Consider the following 16,944-nt stretch of genomic DNA (forward strand, 5'->3'; position numbering starts at 1 on the left):
CCAAGCGTACACTGCGCGCATTTACGACTCCTGTGCAAGCTCATGCAGTGCCCCGATGAGTTGATCCACATCTGCCGCGCTGTGCGCTGCCGATAGCGTAATGCGCAACCTTGCCGTGCCCTGCGGCACGGTAGGCGGGCGGATCGCCGCGACCCAGATGCCGCGCCCGCGCAGACTCTCACTCAGCTTCAGTGCCAGCTGGTTATCGCCGACCAGGAGCGGTTGTATCGCGGTATCCGAAGGCATCAGTTGCCATGGCAGATCAGACAGACCGTTGCGCAACTGCGCAATGAGCTTCTTCAGATGCATGCGCAATCCATCACCCTGGGCGATCAGCTGCAGGCTCTGCGACAGCGCAACAGACAAGGCAGGCGGCGTGGCCGTGGTGTAGACGTAGCTGTGTGCATGGTTGACGAGCGTGTCGATGACAACCTGCTCGGCCGCGATGAATGCGCCCGACACGCCTGCTGCCTTGCCCAATGTTGCCATGTAGACGATACGTTCGGACGCGATGCCGAAATGCGCCATTGAACCGCGTCCCTGCTCGCCGACAACACCGAAACCGTGCGCATCGTCCGCGTACAGCCATGCATCATATTGCTCGCACAAGGCCAGCAATTCTCGCAACGGGGCGATATCGCCATCCATGCTGAACACGGCATCGGTAATGACAAGTTTGCGCCCGCTGCGCGTTTGTGCGAGCTGCTTTTCCAGTTGCGCCACATCCCCATGCCGGTAGCGCGTCACCTCGGCACGCGAGAGCAGCATCGCATCGTTCAGCGAAGCATGGTTGAGCTTGTCGGCGAACACCGTATCACCCTTGCCGACCAGTGCCTGCACTGCGCCAAGATTCGCCATGTAACCGGTGGAAAACAGCAGTGCTGCTGGCTTGCCGACAAACACGGCGAGCTGTTGTTCGAGTTGGTGATGTGGGTCAAAGTGTCCGTTCACCAGATGCGCTGCTCCCGCACCGACTCCCCATTGCTGCGCACCCTGTTGCAGCGCCGCGATCAGTTGCGGATGATTGGCGAGGCCGAGATAATCGTTGCTGCAGAAGGCAAGATAGGGTTTGCCGTCCACAATGATGTGAGGGGACTGCGGACTGGATAGCGTGCGGCGGCTGCGCAACAGACCAAGTGTCGCGCGTTCATCCAGCTCGTTTTGTAATTGTATGAAAGGCATTGTTGCCAAAGAGTACACAGCGAAAAGCGCCCTCTGCTTTACATTCTCCGCATACTCTGTGTTCCCGGTGACTAGTGGTTATCCGTAAGCGGGTGCATGCCGAGCTTATCCATCAGCGCGCGATCCCGTTCGACTGCAGGATTGCCCGTCGTCAATAACTGGTCGCCGTAAAAAATGGAGTTGGCCCCGGCGAGGAAGCACAGCGCCTGTACCGCATCGCTCATCTCCCCCCGTCCGGCAGAGAGCCGCACAAATGCTTGCGGCATAGTGATACGCGCGGCGGCAATGGTGCGCACGAAATCCAGCGGGTCGATATCTTCTGTATCTGCCAGCGGCGTGCCTTCCACCTTGACCAGATTATTGATGGGCACGCTTTCCGGGTAAGGATCCATGTTGGCCAATTGCGCGATCAGGCCGGCGCGTTGCGTCAAGCTCTCGCCCATGCCGATGATGCCGCCGCTGCAAACATGCATGCCTGCGTTGCGCACGCGTTCCAGCGTGTCGATGCGGTCCTGATAGTCGCGCGTACTGATGATGTTGCCGTAGAACTCGGGTGCGGTATCCAGGTTGTGGTTGTAGTAATCCAGCCCGGCGTCCCGCAACTGTCCGGCCTGCTCGTCGTTCAGCATGCCCAGCGTCGCGCAAGTCTCCAAACCCAGTGCCCGCACCTCCTTGACCATATCCAGCACAGCCGTCATATCTTCCCTGGAAGGTTCGCGCCACGCGGCTCCCATGCAAAAGCGGCCGGCACCGGCTTGTTTTGCCGCTTTGGCTGCCTTCAAAACCTCGTCAAGTTCCAGCATTTTGGTATTTTCCACCCCAGCGGAGTGGTATGACGACTGCGAGCAGTAACCGCAGTCCTCGGCACAGCCTCCTGTCTTGATCGACAATAAGGTAGAAAGCTGCACCGCGTTCGGGTCAAAATGCTCGCGGTGCACTTGTTGCGCGCGATACATCAGGTCCGAGAAGGGCAATTTGAACAGTGCCTCAACTTCCGCGACGCTCCAGCGCTGCGGCGTCGTTTGGGATTGGGCGGGACGGGCGAATTCGACGGTTTTGGTTTGCATAAAAATATGAGCAAGCAAGTAGAATGACAGGGAATGAGCTTCGCCCCGGAACATCACAGGATCGGAACGACTTGTCTATTTTATCCCATCGCCTGTTAAACATCAGTGCAAAATTTATACACCTGTTGCCTGCACAGCCCTGCCTGCTCTGTGGCGCGCCCAGCCGGAGCGGTCTGTGTTGCGCGGCTTGCGATACCGAATTGCCGCGCCTGACCGGAAAGCACTGCCCGGTTTGCGCCCTACCCACCCCGGCTGGCGATGTGTGCGGGGAATGTTTGAAGCAACCTCCAGCCTTCGACCATACCGTGGCCGCGTTCAGCTATAACTTCCCGCTCGACAAGCTGATCCAGTCACTCAAGTTTCGCGAACGATTGATACTGGTCAATTATCTGGCCGATGCCGTTGTAAAGCGGGTAAACACAATGCCCGATTGCCTGGTCGCCTTGCCGCTGCATCCATTGCGATTGCGTGAAAGGGGTTTCAACCAATCGATGCTGCTGGCGCGCCGTATCTCGCGCAGGCTGGGCATACCCCTGCTTGCGCATGCCTGCGAGAGGGTGCGCAACACGCCGCCGCAATCCTCGCTGCCGTGGAAGGAACGCGACAAGAACATGCGCCAGGCCTTCACCTGCAAGCCCGACGCCGATGTGCGCGGCAAACATGTTGCGATCGTGGATGATGTGATGACGACAGGCGCATCAATCGGTGAGTTGGCACAGGCCATGAAGCTGGCCGGTGCACGTGAAGTGAGCGCCTGGGTGGTGGCACGGACATTGCCGCACGACCATTAAACCTAGAAACCTCAGTTGACCGCTTCATTGAGGTTGTAAGGAAGTGAATATGAAAACAATTCGATACTTGTCTACGCTCACCCATTTGGTGAAGTCGCTACGAAGTGCATTGCATGTCCCTCGCGGCGCATGGCGGCGTTGCTCCTCCTCGGAATGGAATGTCCATTCCTCGTTGTCGCGCCTTGCCCTGCACCACGATGAACATACACTACACTCCGTCCAACTGAGGTTTCTAGGTTAAATTCAGAGTTCTTTGAGCTTGTTCTGCACGAATGCCTGCAACTGGGCGCTCAGGCTATTCGAGGCCAGCGCGCGCTGGTAGGCGTTACGGGCATCGTCGTTGCGTTTTAGCGCCTGCAGCGAGATTCCAAGACCCATCAGCCAAATACCGTTATTGGGTGCCAGTTTCAGCGCGACTTGATAATGTGCAACGGCCTCTTCCTGAAGGTTCTGGCGCTGCAACAAGGCTGCCAGAAATGCCTGGTAATCGGCCTGATCCTCGGCATATGGCAACGTCTTCTGCAGCGTTTCAAGGGCCAGCGGCATAGCGCCGCGCTCCACCTGCAAACGCGCCATCAACATGGCAAAGGAAGCGTCGTGCGGGTCGCGCTTCAACCCTTTTTGCAGCACGCGTTCGGCGTCTTCGTTGCGTTTAAGGCTGATCAGCAAAGCGACCCAGGCTTTGCGCGCATCCTTATGCGATGAATCAATGAGCAACGCATTCTCATAGTCCGCCAGCGCGTCATTCGTTCTCCCTTCCTGCAATGCCAGATTGGCTTTGCGATATTCGCCCTCAGCCCGTTGTTGCGGGCTGACTGTCTTGAGTTGCAGGTCCTGAGAGTTTTCTGCAGGTATGCCACCCGAGTTGTCGGCAATCCGATCCGTCACATGCTTAGGCTTGTGCACGGCCTTCTTCGCATCAGGCGCGGTTACAGGCTGTTCTTCGCCCTTCACCACAAGTATCTGCTTGCCATGCAAATCAGCGGCAGGCGGAGATATGCCGGACCCGGGAGTCATGCCCGCAGTCTCGACGGGGGCTGAAACTATCGCCGATGCCGGACCCGCTGGCGGGAGCACGACTACCTTCGGTATAACCGCAACTACAGGCTGTTCGTGCGCAATAATCATTGTGCGTCCCAGATACCACTTCGCCGACGCCAACAGGATCAACAACGTGACCGCCGCAAAAACATAGCGCATCACATGCGATTGCTTGCGGGGAGGAACGGCACGTATCGTTTGCTCGCCCAGGGGCACGTTTGCACCCCGGCTTTCCAGCTCGTTCAATACCTGGTTGATGAGGCTCATTTCAGCCACATTCCCAACGCAACAAGCGCAGACACCGCCACCGCGGCAGCTCCCGACCAGACCCATACCATCCAGTCCTTGTATGCTTCCGGCGTATCGGCCGCGGCTTTGCGCACATGCCGCGCCTGAACCTGCTGGCGACCTTCCGCATAGCTTAGCAACAATGCCTTGTGTGCGACGATGTTCGCCAGCCTGGGCGTGCCGCGCGTAACCCGGTGCAGCAGATTGACAGCCCTCGGACCGAACAGCGTCTCCCCCTTGAAGCCGGCCACGGCCAGGCGATGGCGCAGGTAACGATCCATTTCGTCCCGATGCAGTCCTTGCAGTTCATATTGAAAGCTGATGCGCTGGCGCAACTGTCGCACCGAATTCTGCTTGAGGCGCTCGTCCAGTTCCGGCTGCCCGAACAACACTACCTGCATCAGTTTGCGCTTTTCAGTCTCCAGATTGGTGAGCAGGCGCAGCATTTCCAGGCTTTCCAGCGGCATTGCCTGCGCTTCATCCAGACACACCAGCACACGCTTTCCATCGCGCGCAAAATTGAGCAGGGTACGCGTCAGTTCCTTCAGTAATTGGTGCTGGTCAAAGGAGTTATCTACCTCGATGCGAAACTCTTCCGCCAGCGCCAGCAAAAGGCTGCGCGGTTCCAAGTAGGGATTGGGGATGTAAGCGGTAATGAATTTCGCCGCATGGCGTCCACTGACACCGCCGTCCTGCGTTCCGATGGCCGTGGTGGTTTCTCGGTCACTGTTGAGCGTGGCGATGAACTTGCGACACAGCAAAGTCTTGCCGTTACCCACCTCGCCCACGATCTTGATGAAGCCTTCGCCGGTGCGCGCCGCCACCAGCAGTGTGTTCAGGCCTTCCTGATAATTGGTGCAGGCAAAGAAGAAGCTGGTGTCGGGCGTCAGCGAGAACGGCAATTCGCGCAGGCCGAAGTGCGCAAGATACATATTATTTGGACATGTTGCTTAAGCGCTCACGGCTGCGCGCGATATCGTCCGACCAGTCCTTGTCGCTGTCCACTACGGTCGGTTTGATCAGTATCACCAGTTCGCGTTTCTCGGTGGTCCTGTTAGTCTGTCCGAAGATCGATTTAGGCAATCCCGGTATGCCGGAATTGTCGTTAGTCTCTGCCTGACGCATCAAGCCGCCTATGGCCACGATCTGTCCGTCGCGCGCACGCACGATGCTATCCGTTTCCGAGACCGAGCTCGATGCCAATGGCAAATTCATGGTTCCCAACAGCACGCCCAGGTCTACAAACTTGTTGACGGTCGAAACCGTGCTCACTGAAGGATGCACATGCAGGATGATCTCGTTGTTCTCGTCGATGCGCGGTGTCACATCCAAAGCGATTCCGGAAAAGAACGGCTGTACCGTGACTGTGGGCGGAATACCCGGCACCAACTGCGTCGATGCCATGCCGCCCGTAACCCCCGTCACGAAAAACTCGTCCGTGCCAACTTTCAGCACGGCCTTCTGGTTGTTCAAGGTGGCGATACGAGGGCTGGACAGCACATGCACATCGCCTTGCGTCTCCAGGAAATTCAGCAGCGAGGCAAAGTTGCTGTTCTGGAAAGCCATGCCGAACATTGTTCCCGGAGTCGTACCTGCCGGCAATGCCGTAGTCGCTGTCGGAAGCAGCGATGAGCCAGCCGTCGCCGTGAGCGGGATGCTCGACAATGCCGTCCCGGGCTGAGTCAGGGAACTGCCTGGGCTGCCCTGCCCGGCGGTCAAGTGACTATTCGGTCCGTTCTTGAATATCGCCCAGTTAACGCCGGACTGGAAAGATTCGTTCAGTTGTACTTCGACGATCTTGGCCTCAAGGATCACCTGGCGCTCAATGGATATCTGCGAAGCCTTGAGATATGCGCTGACGCTCCGCAATTCGTCCGGCATGGCACGAATCACAATCACTCCCGACATCGGACTGATGACGATACTGCGGCCTTTCTCGTCGCCCACAATCGTCTTGAGTGCCAAGCTCAATTCATTCCAGAAGTCGGTCGACGTCGTGGTGGTGACTTTGCTGCTGTTGTCGGTGCCGCGCTCGAATTTCAGGTTCTTGTTTTCTCCGCCGCCGACTATCGTCGTTCCCTGGTTCATATTCTGACTTGCGCCGCCGCCGGCACCGCCGGCTGACGATGTTGAAGAACTGTCGGTCAGCGCACTTGATGTCACGCGCACCGAGGAGGTCCCGGCTCGATTTCCGGTCAGATAATTCACCTGGAAAATGCGCGTCTGCAATGTCAACGGCTGGATGTAGATCCGGGTGCCGTCCACCTTGTATTCGTAGCCGTACAGCTCCCGTATCGATTCCAGCGCGTCGAACACGGTCACATCTTTCAGGGAAAGAGAAATATTCCCGCTCACGTCCGGATGCACCAGCACGCTGTAACGTGTGCCGGAAACGATCGCCATGAACACCTGCTTTGCCGGAGTGCTGTTGACCGCCAGATCGAACCTGGTTTCAGGAGGCTTGCTGTCGGACTGGGTAGCGACCGCCAATGGAGGCAACAGTGCCTGATTTACAGCCTCCTGCTTTGCAGCCTCGTGCGATGCGACAGCTGCATCCATCTCCTGATTGATCTTCTCCGCCGCCACGTTCTTGGGGTTGCCGCCCGTTGCGCAGGCAGACAACAGCAATACCGTCAGCAATACTGACACTCGTTTCATTTAATTCCTCCTACGGCTTTCCCCGGCAGAATAGCCTGCTCTGATATGTTGTCTTGTGCTGGCGCTTCTTGTTTAGTGTCCCCATTTATCCTGATGTTTACTTTGGGAAACAACTCCAGCACGCGCCGACCCTGCGCATTCTGCAGCACGACACTGCTCTCTCTCACCTCGACCAGCCTGGAATCTCCAGACTTGCCGCCGATGCTCACCGTCTCGCCATTGATGATCGCTGCCCGGTGTTGCGTAGAGATAATGATGGACTGCAGTCCGTGCGATACATCTTCGGTTGGCAAAACTTCAGATGCTCCGCCCGCTCCGCTACTATTCAGGTCTATGGAAGGACGGGTCGGATCAGGCAACAACTCTGCCGCCGCATTCAAAGACGCACACAGCAGGGGCAAACATAACAGCATCCTCAAACCTGTAGCCATGTCTTGTCCAAACTTAGGGTGTATAGCGTCAGGGTCAGTTCAACGGTAGGATGTTGCACCACATCCATTTTTACCACCCCCCAGTACATCTGGGTAGGCAATTTTTCCAAAGCGGTCAGATACTGCAACAAGTCTGCATAACTTCCGCGCACGGTGATCTTTACACCGTGTTTATATATTTGTCTTTCCAGCCCCGTTGTTTGGCTGGGAGGCGCATCCGCGGATGGCTCGATCAGCAGACTCACAGGCAAGGTATTGAGTGCGACCAATTTCAAACGGTCATTTTTGTTCAGCACTTGTTCCAGCAGTTGAGCCATTTTTTCCGGCGGCACCAGCTTGTCGCGTCGATCATTTAGGTAGGCATTCCCATCGACGATCTGCTGGCGCAATAAGCGTATGCGCTCGCGCTGGGGTGAGTTGGCATCCGCCTGCTTGGCCTGCAATAACGCGGCAATCTGGGATTGCGCTTCCTTCATTTTTTCCTGCTGCTGGACAACCTGGGTGGAAAGCATCTTCTGTTTGACCAACAGCGGCTCAAGAAACAGGGCATCGATCAACGATACAAGCAGAAACGCAGCGGCGGCGAAGATCAATGCACGTTCGCGCAAAGACATCGCGTCAACTTTGGAAACGACTTTATTGAGCTGCACCTGCATGGTCATTTCTTCGTGTCCTCGGATAACGCAATCGAACGCAGGTTGAATTCGACATAGCGTGGCACAAGTCGGTCACCATCCTTCTTCGGCTGCTGCATCTGCAACGTGGAGAACGTCTTGCCGCGCATGATCTTCTCCTTGCCCAGCCGCTGGATATACGAAGGCACCAGTTGCGGGTTCACCACAGCACCGCTCAAGCTCATTTGTACTCCGTCCCCGACAATGTCGAACGCGGTAAGCCAGAGTCCATTGACAGATTGCCGCGCAAAGGCGCGCATATATTCCGAATAGCCTTCGGTATTGCCGATAATGCCGCTCTTCAACGTTGTCAGCACTGCGTCTTGCGCCTTTGCCTGCGCCTCGACTTGCTTCAACTCATCTTCCAGCATCTGGCCAGAGCGTTGCAGTGAAAATTCATTGGAATAATTGGCCAACCTGACTTGTTCAGCCGCATAACGTTTGGTCGTTTCCTCCGATTGCCTGGACAGTTGTGCAACCTGATAAACAGCGTAAGCATAGAACACTGCCGAACCCAACACGATCAAACCCAGCGCCTGCAGCATGGTGACCACAGAAAAATATTTCTTCTGTTTCAAGAAGATCGGATTGAACAGATTGATCTGCTGGCTCATAGCGCCTTCTTTTCCTGGCGCAATGCGGCTCCCAGCACGGGCAATGCGTAGCTGGCAAATTCACTGTCCGACAGCTCCGGCACAGCAAAAATATCCATCCCCTGCGCCAGATCCAGCATCTCCACAGGCATCCCCAGACTGCTGGTCAATAGCTTGTCCAGCCCTAACGATTGCGGCGCGGAAAGCAATATGCGGCTCACCGGAATGTGCTGGAACTGGCGATCGAAGTAATCCAGCGAACGCTGCGCCTCCAATTCCACGCGGTCCAGATATTGCTGGCGCAGGTTTTCGTCCGCATCCTGCAGCTGTCCCAGCGTGATATCGATCCGGCGCGCCAAAAACAACTCGCCGTCGCATGTAATGGTGAGTAGCCCGCCCTCATCGCCGAATGTCAGCATCGCCAAGCCGCGCGCTTCCATCTCGAACAAGGCGGCGATGTTGCGTTGTGCCATTTCCGGAATGTCGATCACGCTCAATTCGATTTTTGCTTTTTCGAACAGCGCGATGCGCTTGCGTATCGTCTCGTTGGATGCGGCGACAGCATAGAGCGATTGCGGACGGTCGCTGCCGTATTTATTGCTCGGTATCTGCATGACGTCGACGGTTGCATCGTCGATGTGGTAGCTGAGTGCATCCTTGATCTTCCAGCGTATCGCGGTCTTCAACTCATCGACCGGGACATTCGGCGCATCCACCATCATCAATTGATATTCGCTGGCGGAAAGCAGCGTGGTGAATCTGGAGGTATCAAGTTGTGCATCCTTGCGTACCTTTTCCAACGCTGAAGCCGAAACTTCAGCGAGCGGATAAAAAGCACACTTCGTCACTTGCGGGCGAGTACCCACATATTTGGCCTGTGCAATATGGATGCCACGCTTGCTGATGGCGACAGCAACCCAACTGCTATCGCGGCTACTTCGCTGAAAAGCTTTAAAAATTTGCGGGATTTCCATAATTGGCGTGAAGTTAATTCACTAACCTATTGCTGTCAAGGGATTTTTCATCCAAAAATACATCTAGCGACATCAATAGCTTTCCCGGCGGTAGATGTAATTGTTATTGTTCTTGTATACCCCAAAAGTTGCAGTCCCGGATATGACCGGCAAGTAACTGGGTGCTGTCGGAGTAACCGTCGCAATACCCGCACCGGCGCTTGGTTTGCCCAAGGTGATGGTCAACACCCCGCCGGACAAAATACCGGTTGCAGGATTCAGCGTAACCGCAGTTGCGCCCCCTCCCACAGGGTAGCTTGTCGCCAACGTCAACGGCGTGACGCTGTCGGTTGTGCTATTTAACCACCCAGTCGCAGTGTAGTACTGCGCTGTCGCTGACAACGTCAGCGGCAGCAACTCGCTGCCATAAGCATTGGACACCTTGATGTGTCCGCTTGCCACCTTAACGCCACCTTCGATTGAGGTGGTAGTTGGGTTAACCGTCCGCAACGAACTTGCCTCGCCGTCATTTGCACGAATGAAAATGTTGGTTGGCAAGGTCGGTATTGTAGTGAACGAATAACTCTCGTTGGTTTCGGTAAGCGTACCCAATACAAACGCCGTCTCACTTGATACACCCAGAGTACCTGCTCCTGTTGGTGCGGTCGTAGTACCAGGCGCGCCCACAACGGTAAGATTAGCGGTTTTAGCGAAAGTAGTCGCGGTGCTGTAATTGAGAGTAGTCTGGTTGCCAGCATTTTGCGCAGTCACGGTCAGACTGAACCGTTGTCCGGAATAAACCATGCCGTTATAAAGCAACGGACACGTGCTATCCGGACAAGCCATTGGCACGCCCGCAGAAAAATTCACAACGGTAATGAAATGGTCCGGAATGAACCTGCCTAAACTTCCGGTATCGGCTGTTATCCCAAAGTTGCAACCGTACTTACCGTTGATATCCTTGATGTTTGAATAGGCCGTTGCTGACGTGCCCGAGATACAGTCGGCTGTGGCGCCGCTATCGATGGCGGTCCAGGTGTCATCATAGACGCCGGGTATGCGGGTAGGTATTAACGTAAAGTCCGGTCCCTGGAAATAGAAATTTCCCACCTCACTATAGGTAAAGTTGCCCGAAGCAGTAGCCGAAGAGGTTCCGGCAGTTGCAGCCGCGAAACTGCCTGACAGAGTACCCACCGTGGCAGGACTAGCCACCTGCACTGAAGCAGCATTGATCTTGGGGACACCACCGGTATAGCCACTATTGCCGCTAATTGGCGTGGTGGTTGCCGCAAGCGCAATATTGTCGCTGCCGGCCTTGTACATACCCAATGTAGATGTTACCGCCACCGATGCGAAGCCGGACGGTCGCACGGAAAAAGCATCCGTTGAGCACCCCGTGGTCGTGCCGTCGCTCATTTGCACGATCAAATTGGAATAGGCGGGAACAGTAAAGTTGGCAGACTGCTTGAATCCGGCATCTGATGAAGTAAAGATCATTGGCTGCGTTGCAACCACCGACTTGCTACATGCCAAGCACGCCGAGGCGGAAACGTTGCAGGAGGTACCGACACTGTCATCGATCAGTTTCACTGTGACCGTCTTGCTTCCTGACGAAGCATATGCGGACAGAATGCCTGTACCTGTCGAATTCAACGCGGCCACTTTTACCGTAAAAGGCGTGCCCGCCAACTTGGTATATAGATGACCCTGCAGGGCATTCGCATCACTGCGCGTATACGCTTCATCAATGGCGTTGAAACTGCTGGGCGTGCCGCCACCGCTACCGCCTGTGCACGGATGGGTTTGCACGGCAAGAGTGTTCAGGGCCGCTTGTGTAAGCGCACCGTTAAATACCTGCACTTCATCGAGATTGCCGGAAAAGTGAAAATAAGGTCCGGTCTCGGCAGAACTGTTGTTTTCGCCGCCTATGGAAGCCGCACCATTGTCTGTGCCCCAGCCCGTCGAATTGATATTGGCACTGGTCACGAACCCGCCCGTCGCGTTGTACACATAAATGTAGCGCTTGGCATTGCTGATATCGGCTACCGCAGCAACAAAATACCAAGTGTTGTTGCTAATTACATTGGCTGTATCGAGGATAATTTGCGAAGAACCCCGTGCGTAAAAACGCAGCATGCCCGTGCCGCCATCGCCCAACGAAAAACCGTAACCGCCCGTATTGTTCTGGTCGTCAATCAGGATACGCTGACCGCTTTTAGTGTTGTCGGTGGTGCGCATCCAAGCGGTGATAGTAAAGTTGGCGGTCAGGTTGGGAAACGCGTTGGGGAGCGCGACATAATTTGAAATTCCATCGAATACACCATAGCTGCAAGTGCCCGGATTCCCTGCAATAGCCGGTGTTGTGTTTGCTGTAGTCGCGCCGTTGACAGCCATACCGTTAAGTCCATTGCCCGAACTGTCTGTGACTTCACCGGGCGTACCCGCCCATGACGCTTCATCCATATGGTATTGCAAGTACGGCAGTGTCGCACCGCATGGCCCGGTACCCAGAATGATTAGTGCGGCAGATTGAACCTGGGCGCATGTCGGGCCGTAAAGATTGAAGTAGGTGCTGCCCGACGGGATTATCGGTGCAGTGCCATTCGGGTAAGTCACCGTATTTCCGTTTGCAGATGCGTAAAGTGTGCCCTGAAATCCTGCAGCGCTACCCAGAGTCAGGCTTGAGTTGGCACCTTGTGTCCACGGCACACCTGAGTCTGTGGTCAATGTTTGCGATATTACCGTGCCGTTGTTGGTCAGTACATCGCCAGCAACCAAGGTGATGTCAGACACGGGCGCATTGATTGAACCGCCACCTGCAACGGTGATATTCGCGTTGCCATTTCCGTTCAGGATGGTGTTGCCATTTTGCTGCCCACTTCCAGTAATTGCCCCGGCGATATTGAGCGTAACGGTATTGGGCGGCGGCGCATTGGGGCCGACATCGATCATGCCGCCTGCGCTGAAATTAAGCGTGCTGCCTGATGCAATCGTCGCGCTGTTGTTGATTTGCAAAACACTATCAGCGAAAGTACCGGTACCGGATATAGCTACATTGGTACCATTGGCAATCAGCGAGCCGCCGCCCCCTACAACGCCAAACGTTCCATTGACCGTAATGCTGCCGCTGACGGTCAGGTTGTTGCCATTGTCGTTGATGATGCCGCCGTTACTGATGGTCAAACTAGCAATCGCATTGTTGTTTTGAGTTAGCGTAACCGTACTGCCATTCGGAATGATTACCGCATCACCACTCTGAGGAGTGTTGCCGCCACAAGCGGTCCAACTGTTGGAACTGCTCCAATTGACATTACCTGTTTTCGCCGTGCAGGTTCGAGCCAGCGCGCTCTGCGCAAAGGCCGTCAGCGCAATCAAACCGAACATCCTCAACCAATGATTTACTCTTCTCATTTTCCAACTTTCCAAAGATTAATCGGGATGGCGCTGACAAGTTCTCCGTTCGTGCGGCAAACAGACTAAACATCTGCGTTTCCCGGAACCATTATTTCTACATCTTTGCATTGACGACGCGCTCAACATAATCCGTCGTGCCCGGCATCCCATACACGGCGCTGGCAGCTATGTCGTATGTCCACATATTTCCAACCAGTGCACCTGCTGTTGCGGCATCGCTGTGCGCGACAGCGGTGTACCCCACATTCACGGTAAACGGCGCCAACTTCCCGCCGAGCGCCGTACCCGTGCCCGGCACGAAAACCGGAGCGGCCGCCTTCGCCACCCCGGGATTCATTGCGATGTTATACGCCGCCCATTCGATACCCGCATTGGCCGCTTCATAAGCGCGCGAACCCATTGCATCCAGCGCCTGGCCCTGGTCTTGAGTCGTCGAAAAAGTGACCATCGCCGCACCGAGTACTGCCAGCACCACTAGCAGGAAAATGGCGGAAACCAGACTGAAGCCACGCTGAAGTTGATTCACTTTCGCTTCTTCCTCACGGTATATTGTTCACATGAATTTCGTGGTAGAGGCTTACGTTCTCGCCGCTACGCGTCAGGGTAAGCGAAATCGCCACCAGACTGTCGCGTGCATTGCTGGTGTTGTAAACGAAGCTGCATGCACTCACCTTGTCTGCAAGGATAGCGTTGGAACCACCCAGTGGAGGGGCTATTTGAATCGGGTTGAAGCCGTATCCCCAATAACGGGTAAGCGTGCCTGTTCCATCTCCATTGGTATCGGTACCCAAATTCAGGCAGGCATAAGTCACTGCCTGCTGATCGTTCGGCACAACTTCGAAACGGTGCCCGTCCTGTTCGGCAAAAACAGGTAACGCAACAGTTGATGTCATGACGACCGCAGTCGCCGCTCCGACCACACCGTTGTAAGCGCGACGAACGCCGGTTGCCGAAGTTGGAAGCTGATAGGGCGGATTGCCACTGGACTGCGTGCTGCCGATCACAATCTGGTCACCAGCTGCAAAAGTGATTGGTGAGCCGACGATCTCGAAGCACGTATCTGCCGCAGCAAAATTAAGATCGTCACCCGCAGCGCCGCACCCGCCGCCGCCCCCCGTTGCGCTTACCCGATAACGCCCGCCATCCTTCGTCGGCATAAACTCGACATACGTCGAACCCGCCGGAGCAGGCACACGCACACTGTTTGGAACTGCCGTGCGCAAATCACGCCCCAGCCGCCGCAACGAGGTATCCGCGATGTCGGTCATCTCGGCTCGGCGTGCGCTATCCACATAACCCTGCACCGGCGCACGGATGAACATAGCAACCATACCGCCGATGATGCCGGTGATGACGATCACCACGATCATCTCGACCAAGGTAAAGCCGCACTGTGATTTCAGATGCGCATGCATCATTTACCCGCCCTGTAGCCTGTCACGCCTACCGTTGCCCCTGTCGGGTCAGCGACTGTCACGGTAATCATGACTCCGCTACCTGCCGTGATCGGCGTGCCGCCCAATGTGGGGATTTGCGTCACGGCCACACTGGCGATGTTGTAGCTTCCCAAACTGGATACTTGCACATTGGTAGAAAAGTCCCGAATACCATTTGTAGTGCTGTAACCGTTGTAATCGCACACACTACTCACATTGACTCGCGCCGCATTCGCTCCCAGCGTGCCTACGCATGCTGTACCGGACAAAGCTTGCAGCTCGATTTCTTCCAGCATCGATTCGGCGACCGCAAATGCCTGCTTGCGAACAAGCGGATCGGCGCTATGTCCCATGACCAGATTCATCACGAGCAATATCCCGACCATCGATACGCTGATGATGACGATGAACATGATGAGTTCGATGAGGCTGATGCCGCGCTGAGTCCGAGACAATGAATTAGTGGACATAGCCTGTTTCCGCTTCCACTGTGATGGGCGCGTTGCCGCTGACCGTAATGCTCTGCGGTGCACTCGGCCTTCCTAGAGCGTCAAAATTGAAGGTCCCCGCAGTAACCGTCACGCCCGTCGACGTGGAGACTGGCACAACCCCGGTCGCAGGGTTGGCTAAAGGACTGCCTGGGCAACTTGCCACTGTATGCCCCGCACCGGGCGGAGTCGCATCGTAGGTCAGGGTGACGGCGTTATTCGCTATCACGACACAGACGAAACGTCTTTGTGAAATGGCTGCCTTTTGCGCATAACGCAAGGTGGAAATTACCTGATCATAAAAACTCCGGCTATCGAATGTGCCGCGGTCAACGAATCGCGGGATAGCGGCGACACCAATTATGCCAATTATGATAATAATTGTGATTAATTCGACCAGCGTGAAGCCCCGTTCGTTTTTCTCGCCCGAATCGAAGGACTGCATCTTTACCTTAACGTGGCTGAGATATCCCACCTCTTGCTTGATACCTTCAGTTTGTTCAGTACTAAGTAGCATGTCACAATATCCCTTACAACCTGCAATTCACACGGTATTGCAGTGTAACAAAGCACAAGGTTGCGGAATAATTAAACAGGGGGCCGAAGCCCCCTGTTTAATTATTCCTGGTACATTTCTAGGCAATTATTGCATCATACCCAACTTAACAGGTACCTACTGATACAGTCACGACACCAGTCGTGCCGTTGTAGGAAATCCCGCAAGTTGCAGAGCCACCATTATTTGGCCAAAAAGTGGCGGTACCTGAATAATTTACAGTATAGCCATCAATTAAACCTGAAGAGCCGGTCTGCATCGCATTACCAATGCCTGCAGCGGTAGCAACTGGAACACCTGAGCCGGCAGTAACTGTCACTAACGTCCCATCCATCATAGTTACGGTTGTAGCTGTGCTGCTACCAACTATCATATATTTTGCTTCGACTAAACTGACAGCAGAACGAAGCGCGCCTGCCACACCATTTACTGAAGCGATTCGAGCATCTGTTTGTACATTTATAAATCGAGGCAATGCCGTTGCCGCCAAGATGCCCAGAATCACGATCACCACGATCAATTCGATCAGTGTAAAACCTTGTTGCTTTCTCATATTTCTCTCCTAAAAATTGAGGACCGCAGCCCCGTATATTGTTTCAAACCGTCCATAGAGCCTGATGCCGCAACACCCAACCCTGCCGAACATATTGCCAATCTAGTTGATCTGCATTCAAAAAACAAGCGAAATCATTCTTGCAGCAATGACTTAGGATGAACGGTTAAAGTATTACCGACAGAAGGTCAGCGATAATGACTGAACCAGAAGGTCAGCAACGTCAGTGTATAGAGACTACCCAGCACCAGCAGGATGCCCGCCTGACGGCCATATTTGAAGATATATTCATCCACCCCTGCGCGCCCTATTTCCAATGGCTTCAACCCGCGACGCAGCGATACCCAACGGTTTGCGCCTTGTTCGAAGTCGCGCAACATGCTGGGGCGCAGCAACAGAAACAGGCTGACGAACGCGGAAAACAATGCACCCAACAGGGCACTCAACACCATTGCATCCAGCAATCCGCCAGCCAGCCCTTCCGGCAAATGGAAATACCTGGAAAGCCCGATGACAGTGTTCGTTCGATTCAGGCCGACGGTAAATGAATAAATAATGTAAGCGGAGGCCAGCAAAATCAGCCAGGCACTGGTGCGGTGATGGCGATAGAACCATGGGTCAATCTCTACGACGCGATCCAACGTTTGATCCAGATGGCGGGTGGATATCCAGCGATTGAGCAAACTGCTGACCGCTCGTAAACGTTGCGGAAACCACAACAGCAACGCACCGACGACGAGACCGGCAAGGCTGCCCAGCATCAGAAACAAGACGGCAGAACGTAACAACAGTGCTTCGACGATGGGGTTCACAAGTGCC

Annotated in this window: 17 protein-coding genes; 1 reads left to right on the top strand and 16 read right to left on the bottom strand. The window is 55.0% G+C overall.

Annotation, left to right across the window (positions count from 1 at the left end; all coding sequences use genetic code 11):
• Nucleotides 1–21: 21 nt before the first annotated feature.
• Nucleotides 22–1,182 (bottom strand): 8-amino-7-oxononanoate synthase, encoded by a 1,161-nt coding sequence (bioF, locus tag QOY30_RS15450; RefSeq protein ID WP_283745512.1) that lies wholly within the window; start codon nucleotides 1,180–1,182, stop codon nucleotides 22–24.
• Between the two features lie 71 nt (nucleotides 1,183–1,253).
• On the bottom strand, nucleotides 1,254–2,249 hold the full coding sequence (gene bioB / locus QOY30_RS15455; protein ID WP_283745513.1) for a biotin synthase BioB: 996 nt from the start codon (nucleotides 2,247–2,249) through the stop codon (nucleotides 1,254–1,256).
• A 71-nt stretch (nucleotides 2,250–2,320) separates the two neighbouring features.
• Between bioB and QOY30_RS15460 the strand changes: the two genes are divergently transcribed.
• The gene (locus QOY30_RS15460; RefSeq protein ID WP_283745514.1) at nucleotides 2,321–3,040 is read left to right on the top strand and encodes a ComFC family protein; all 720 of its coding nucleotides are present in this window, start codon (nucleotides 2,321–2,323) and stop codon (nucleotides 3,038–3,040) included.
• A 243-nt stretch (nucleotides 3,041–3,283) separates the two neighbouring features.
• On the opposite strand, the gene QOY30_RS15465 is transcribed toward QOY30_RS15460, so the two are convergent.
• From QOY30_RS15465 to QOY30_RS15530, 14 genes are all read right to left on the bottom strand, one after another.
• A complete protein-coding gene (locus tag QOY30_RS15465; protein WP_283745515.1) occupies nucleotides 3,284–4,348 on the bottom strand; it encodes a tetratricopeptide repeat protein in 1,065 nt (354 codons plus the stop codon).
• Nucleotides 4,345–5,301 carry an ExeA family protein gene (locus QOY30_RS15470; RefSeq protein WP_283745516.1) on the bottom strand — a complete coding sequence of 319 codons (957 nt, stop codon included), beginning with the start codon at nucleotides 5,299–5,301 and terminating at the stop codon, nucleotides 4,345–4,347. Before QOY30_RS15470 ends, QOY30_RS15465 begins: the two co-directional genes overlap by 4 nt.
• 1 nt (nucleotide 5,302) lies before the next feature.
• A complete protein-coding gene (locus QOY30_RS15475; protein WP_283745517.1) occupies nucleotides 5,303–7,027 on the bottom strand; it encodes a secretin GspD/PilQ domain-containing protein in 1,725 nt (574 codons plus the stop codon).
• The gene (locus QOY30_RS15480; RefSeq protein WP_283745518.1) at nucleotides 7,024–7,458 is read right to left on the bottom strand and encodes a hypothetical protein; all 435 of its coding nucleotides are present in this window, start codon (nucleotides 7,456–7,458) and stop codon (nucleotides 7,024–7,026) included. The genes QOY30_RS15475 and QOY30_RS15480 overlap by 4 nt, the downstream gene beginning before the upstream one ends.
• Nucleotides 7,443–8,120, bottom strand: coding sequence for an agglutinin biogenesis protein (locus QOY30_RS15485; protein ID WP_283745519.1), 678 nt, complete (start codon nucleotides 8,118–8,120; stop codon nucleotides 7,443–7,445). Before QOY30_RS15485 ends, QOY30_RS15480 begins: the two co-directional genes overlap by 16 nt.
• Nucleotides 8,117–8,746 carry a PilN family protein gene (locus QOY30_RS15490; RefSeq protein ID WP_283745520.1) on the bottom strand — a complete coding sequence of 210 codons (630 nt, stop codon included), beginning with the start codon at nucleotides 8,744–8,746 and terminating at the stop codon, nucleotides 8,117–8,119. The genes QOY30_RS15485 and QOY30_RS15490 overlap by 4 nt, the downstream gene beginning before the upstream one ends.
• Entirely contained in the window at nucleotides 8,743–9,699 is a 957-nt protein-coding gene (locus tag QOY30_RS15495; protein WP_283745521.1) for a type IV pilus biogenesis protein PilM, read from the bottom strand. Before QOY30_RS15495 ends, QOY30_RS15490 begins: the two co-directional genes overlap by 4 nt.
• A gap of 72 nt (nucleotides 9,700–9,771) precedes the next feature.
• Nucleotides 9,772–13,089, bottom strand: coding sequence for a LamG-like jellyroll fold domain-containing protein (locus tag QOY30_RS15500; RefSeq protein ID WP_283745522.1), 3,318 nt, complete (start codon nucleotides 13,087–13,089; stop codon nucleotides 9,772–9,774).
• Nucleotides 13,090–13,186: 97 nt separating this feature from the next.
• Nucleotides 13,187–13,618: a hypothetical protein gene (locus QOY30_RS15505; protein WP_283745523.1), complete on the bottom strand. Its 432-nt coding sequence runs from the start codon at nucleotides 13,616–13,618 to the stop codon at nucleotides 13,187–13,189.
• 13 nt (nucleotides 13,619–13,631) lie between these two features.
• Entirely contained in the window at nucleotides 13,632–14,510 is an 879-nt protein-coding gene (locus tag QOY30_RS15510) for a PulJ/GspJ family protein (protein WP_283745524.1), read from the bottom strand.
• A complete protein-coding gene (locus QOY30_RS15515) occupies nucleotides 14,507–14,998 on the bottom strand; it encodes a type IV pilus modification PilV family protein (RefSeq protein ID WP_283745525.1) in 492 nt (163 codons plus the stop codon). Before QOY30_RS15515 ends, QOY30_RS15510 begins: the two co-directional genes overlap by 4 nt.
• Entirely contained in the window at nucleotides 14,988–15,533 is a 546-nt protein-coding gene (locus QOY30_RS15520) for a prepilin-type N-terminal cleavage/methylation domain-containing protein (protein ID WP_283745526.1), read from the bottom strand. The genes QOY30_RS15515 and QOY30_RS15520 overlap by 11 nt, the downstream gene beginning before the upstream one ends.
• 145 nt (nucleotides 15,534–15,678) lie before the next feature.
• Nucleotides 15,679–16,125, bottom strand: a complete 447-nt coding sequence (locus tag QOY30_RS15525) for a type II secretion system protein (protein ID WP_283745527.1) — start codon at nucleotides 16,123–16,125, stop codon at nucleotides 15,679–15,681.
• Between the two features lie 188 nt (nucleotides 16,126–16,313).
• Nucleotides 16,314–16,937: a hypothetical protein gene (locus QOY30_RS15530; protein ID WP_283745528.1), complete on the bottom strand. Its 624-nt coding sequence runs from the start codon at nucleotides 16,935–16,937 to the stop codon at nucleotides 16,314–16,316.
• Nucleotides 16,938–16,944 lie beyond the last annotated feature (7 nt).

The sequence above is a fragment of the Sideroxydans sp. CL21 genome (assembly GCF_902459525.1).
GTDB lineage: Bacteria > Pseudomonadota > Gammaproteobacteria > Burkholderiales > Gallionellaceae > Sideroxyarcus.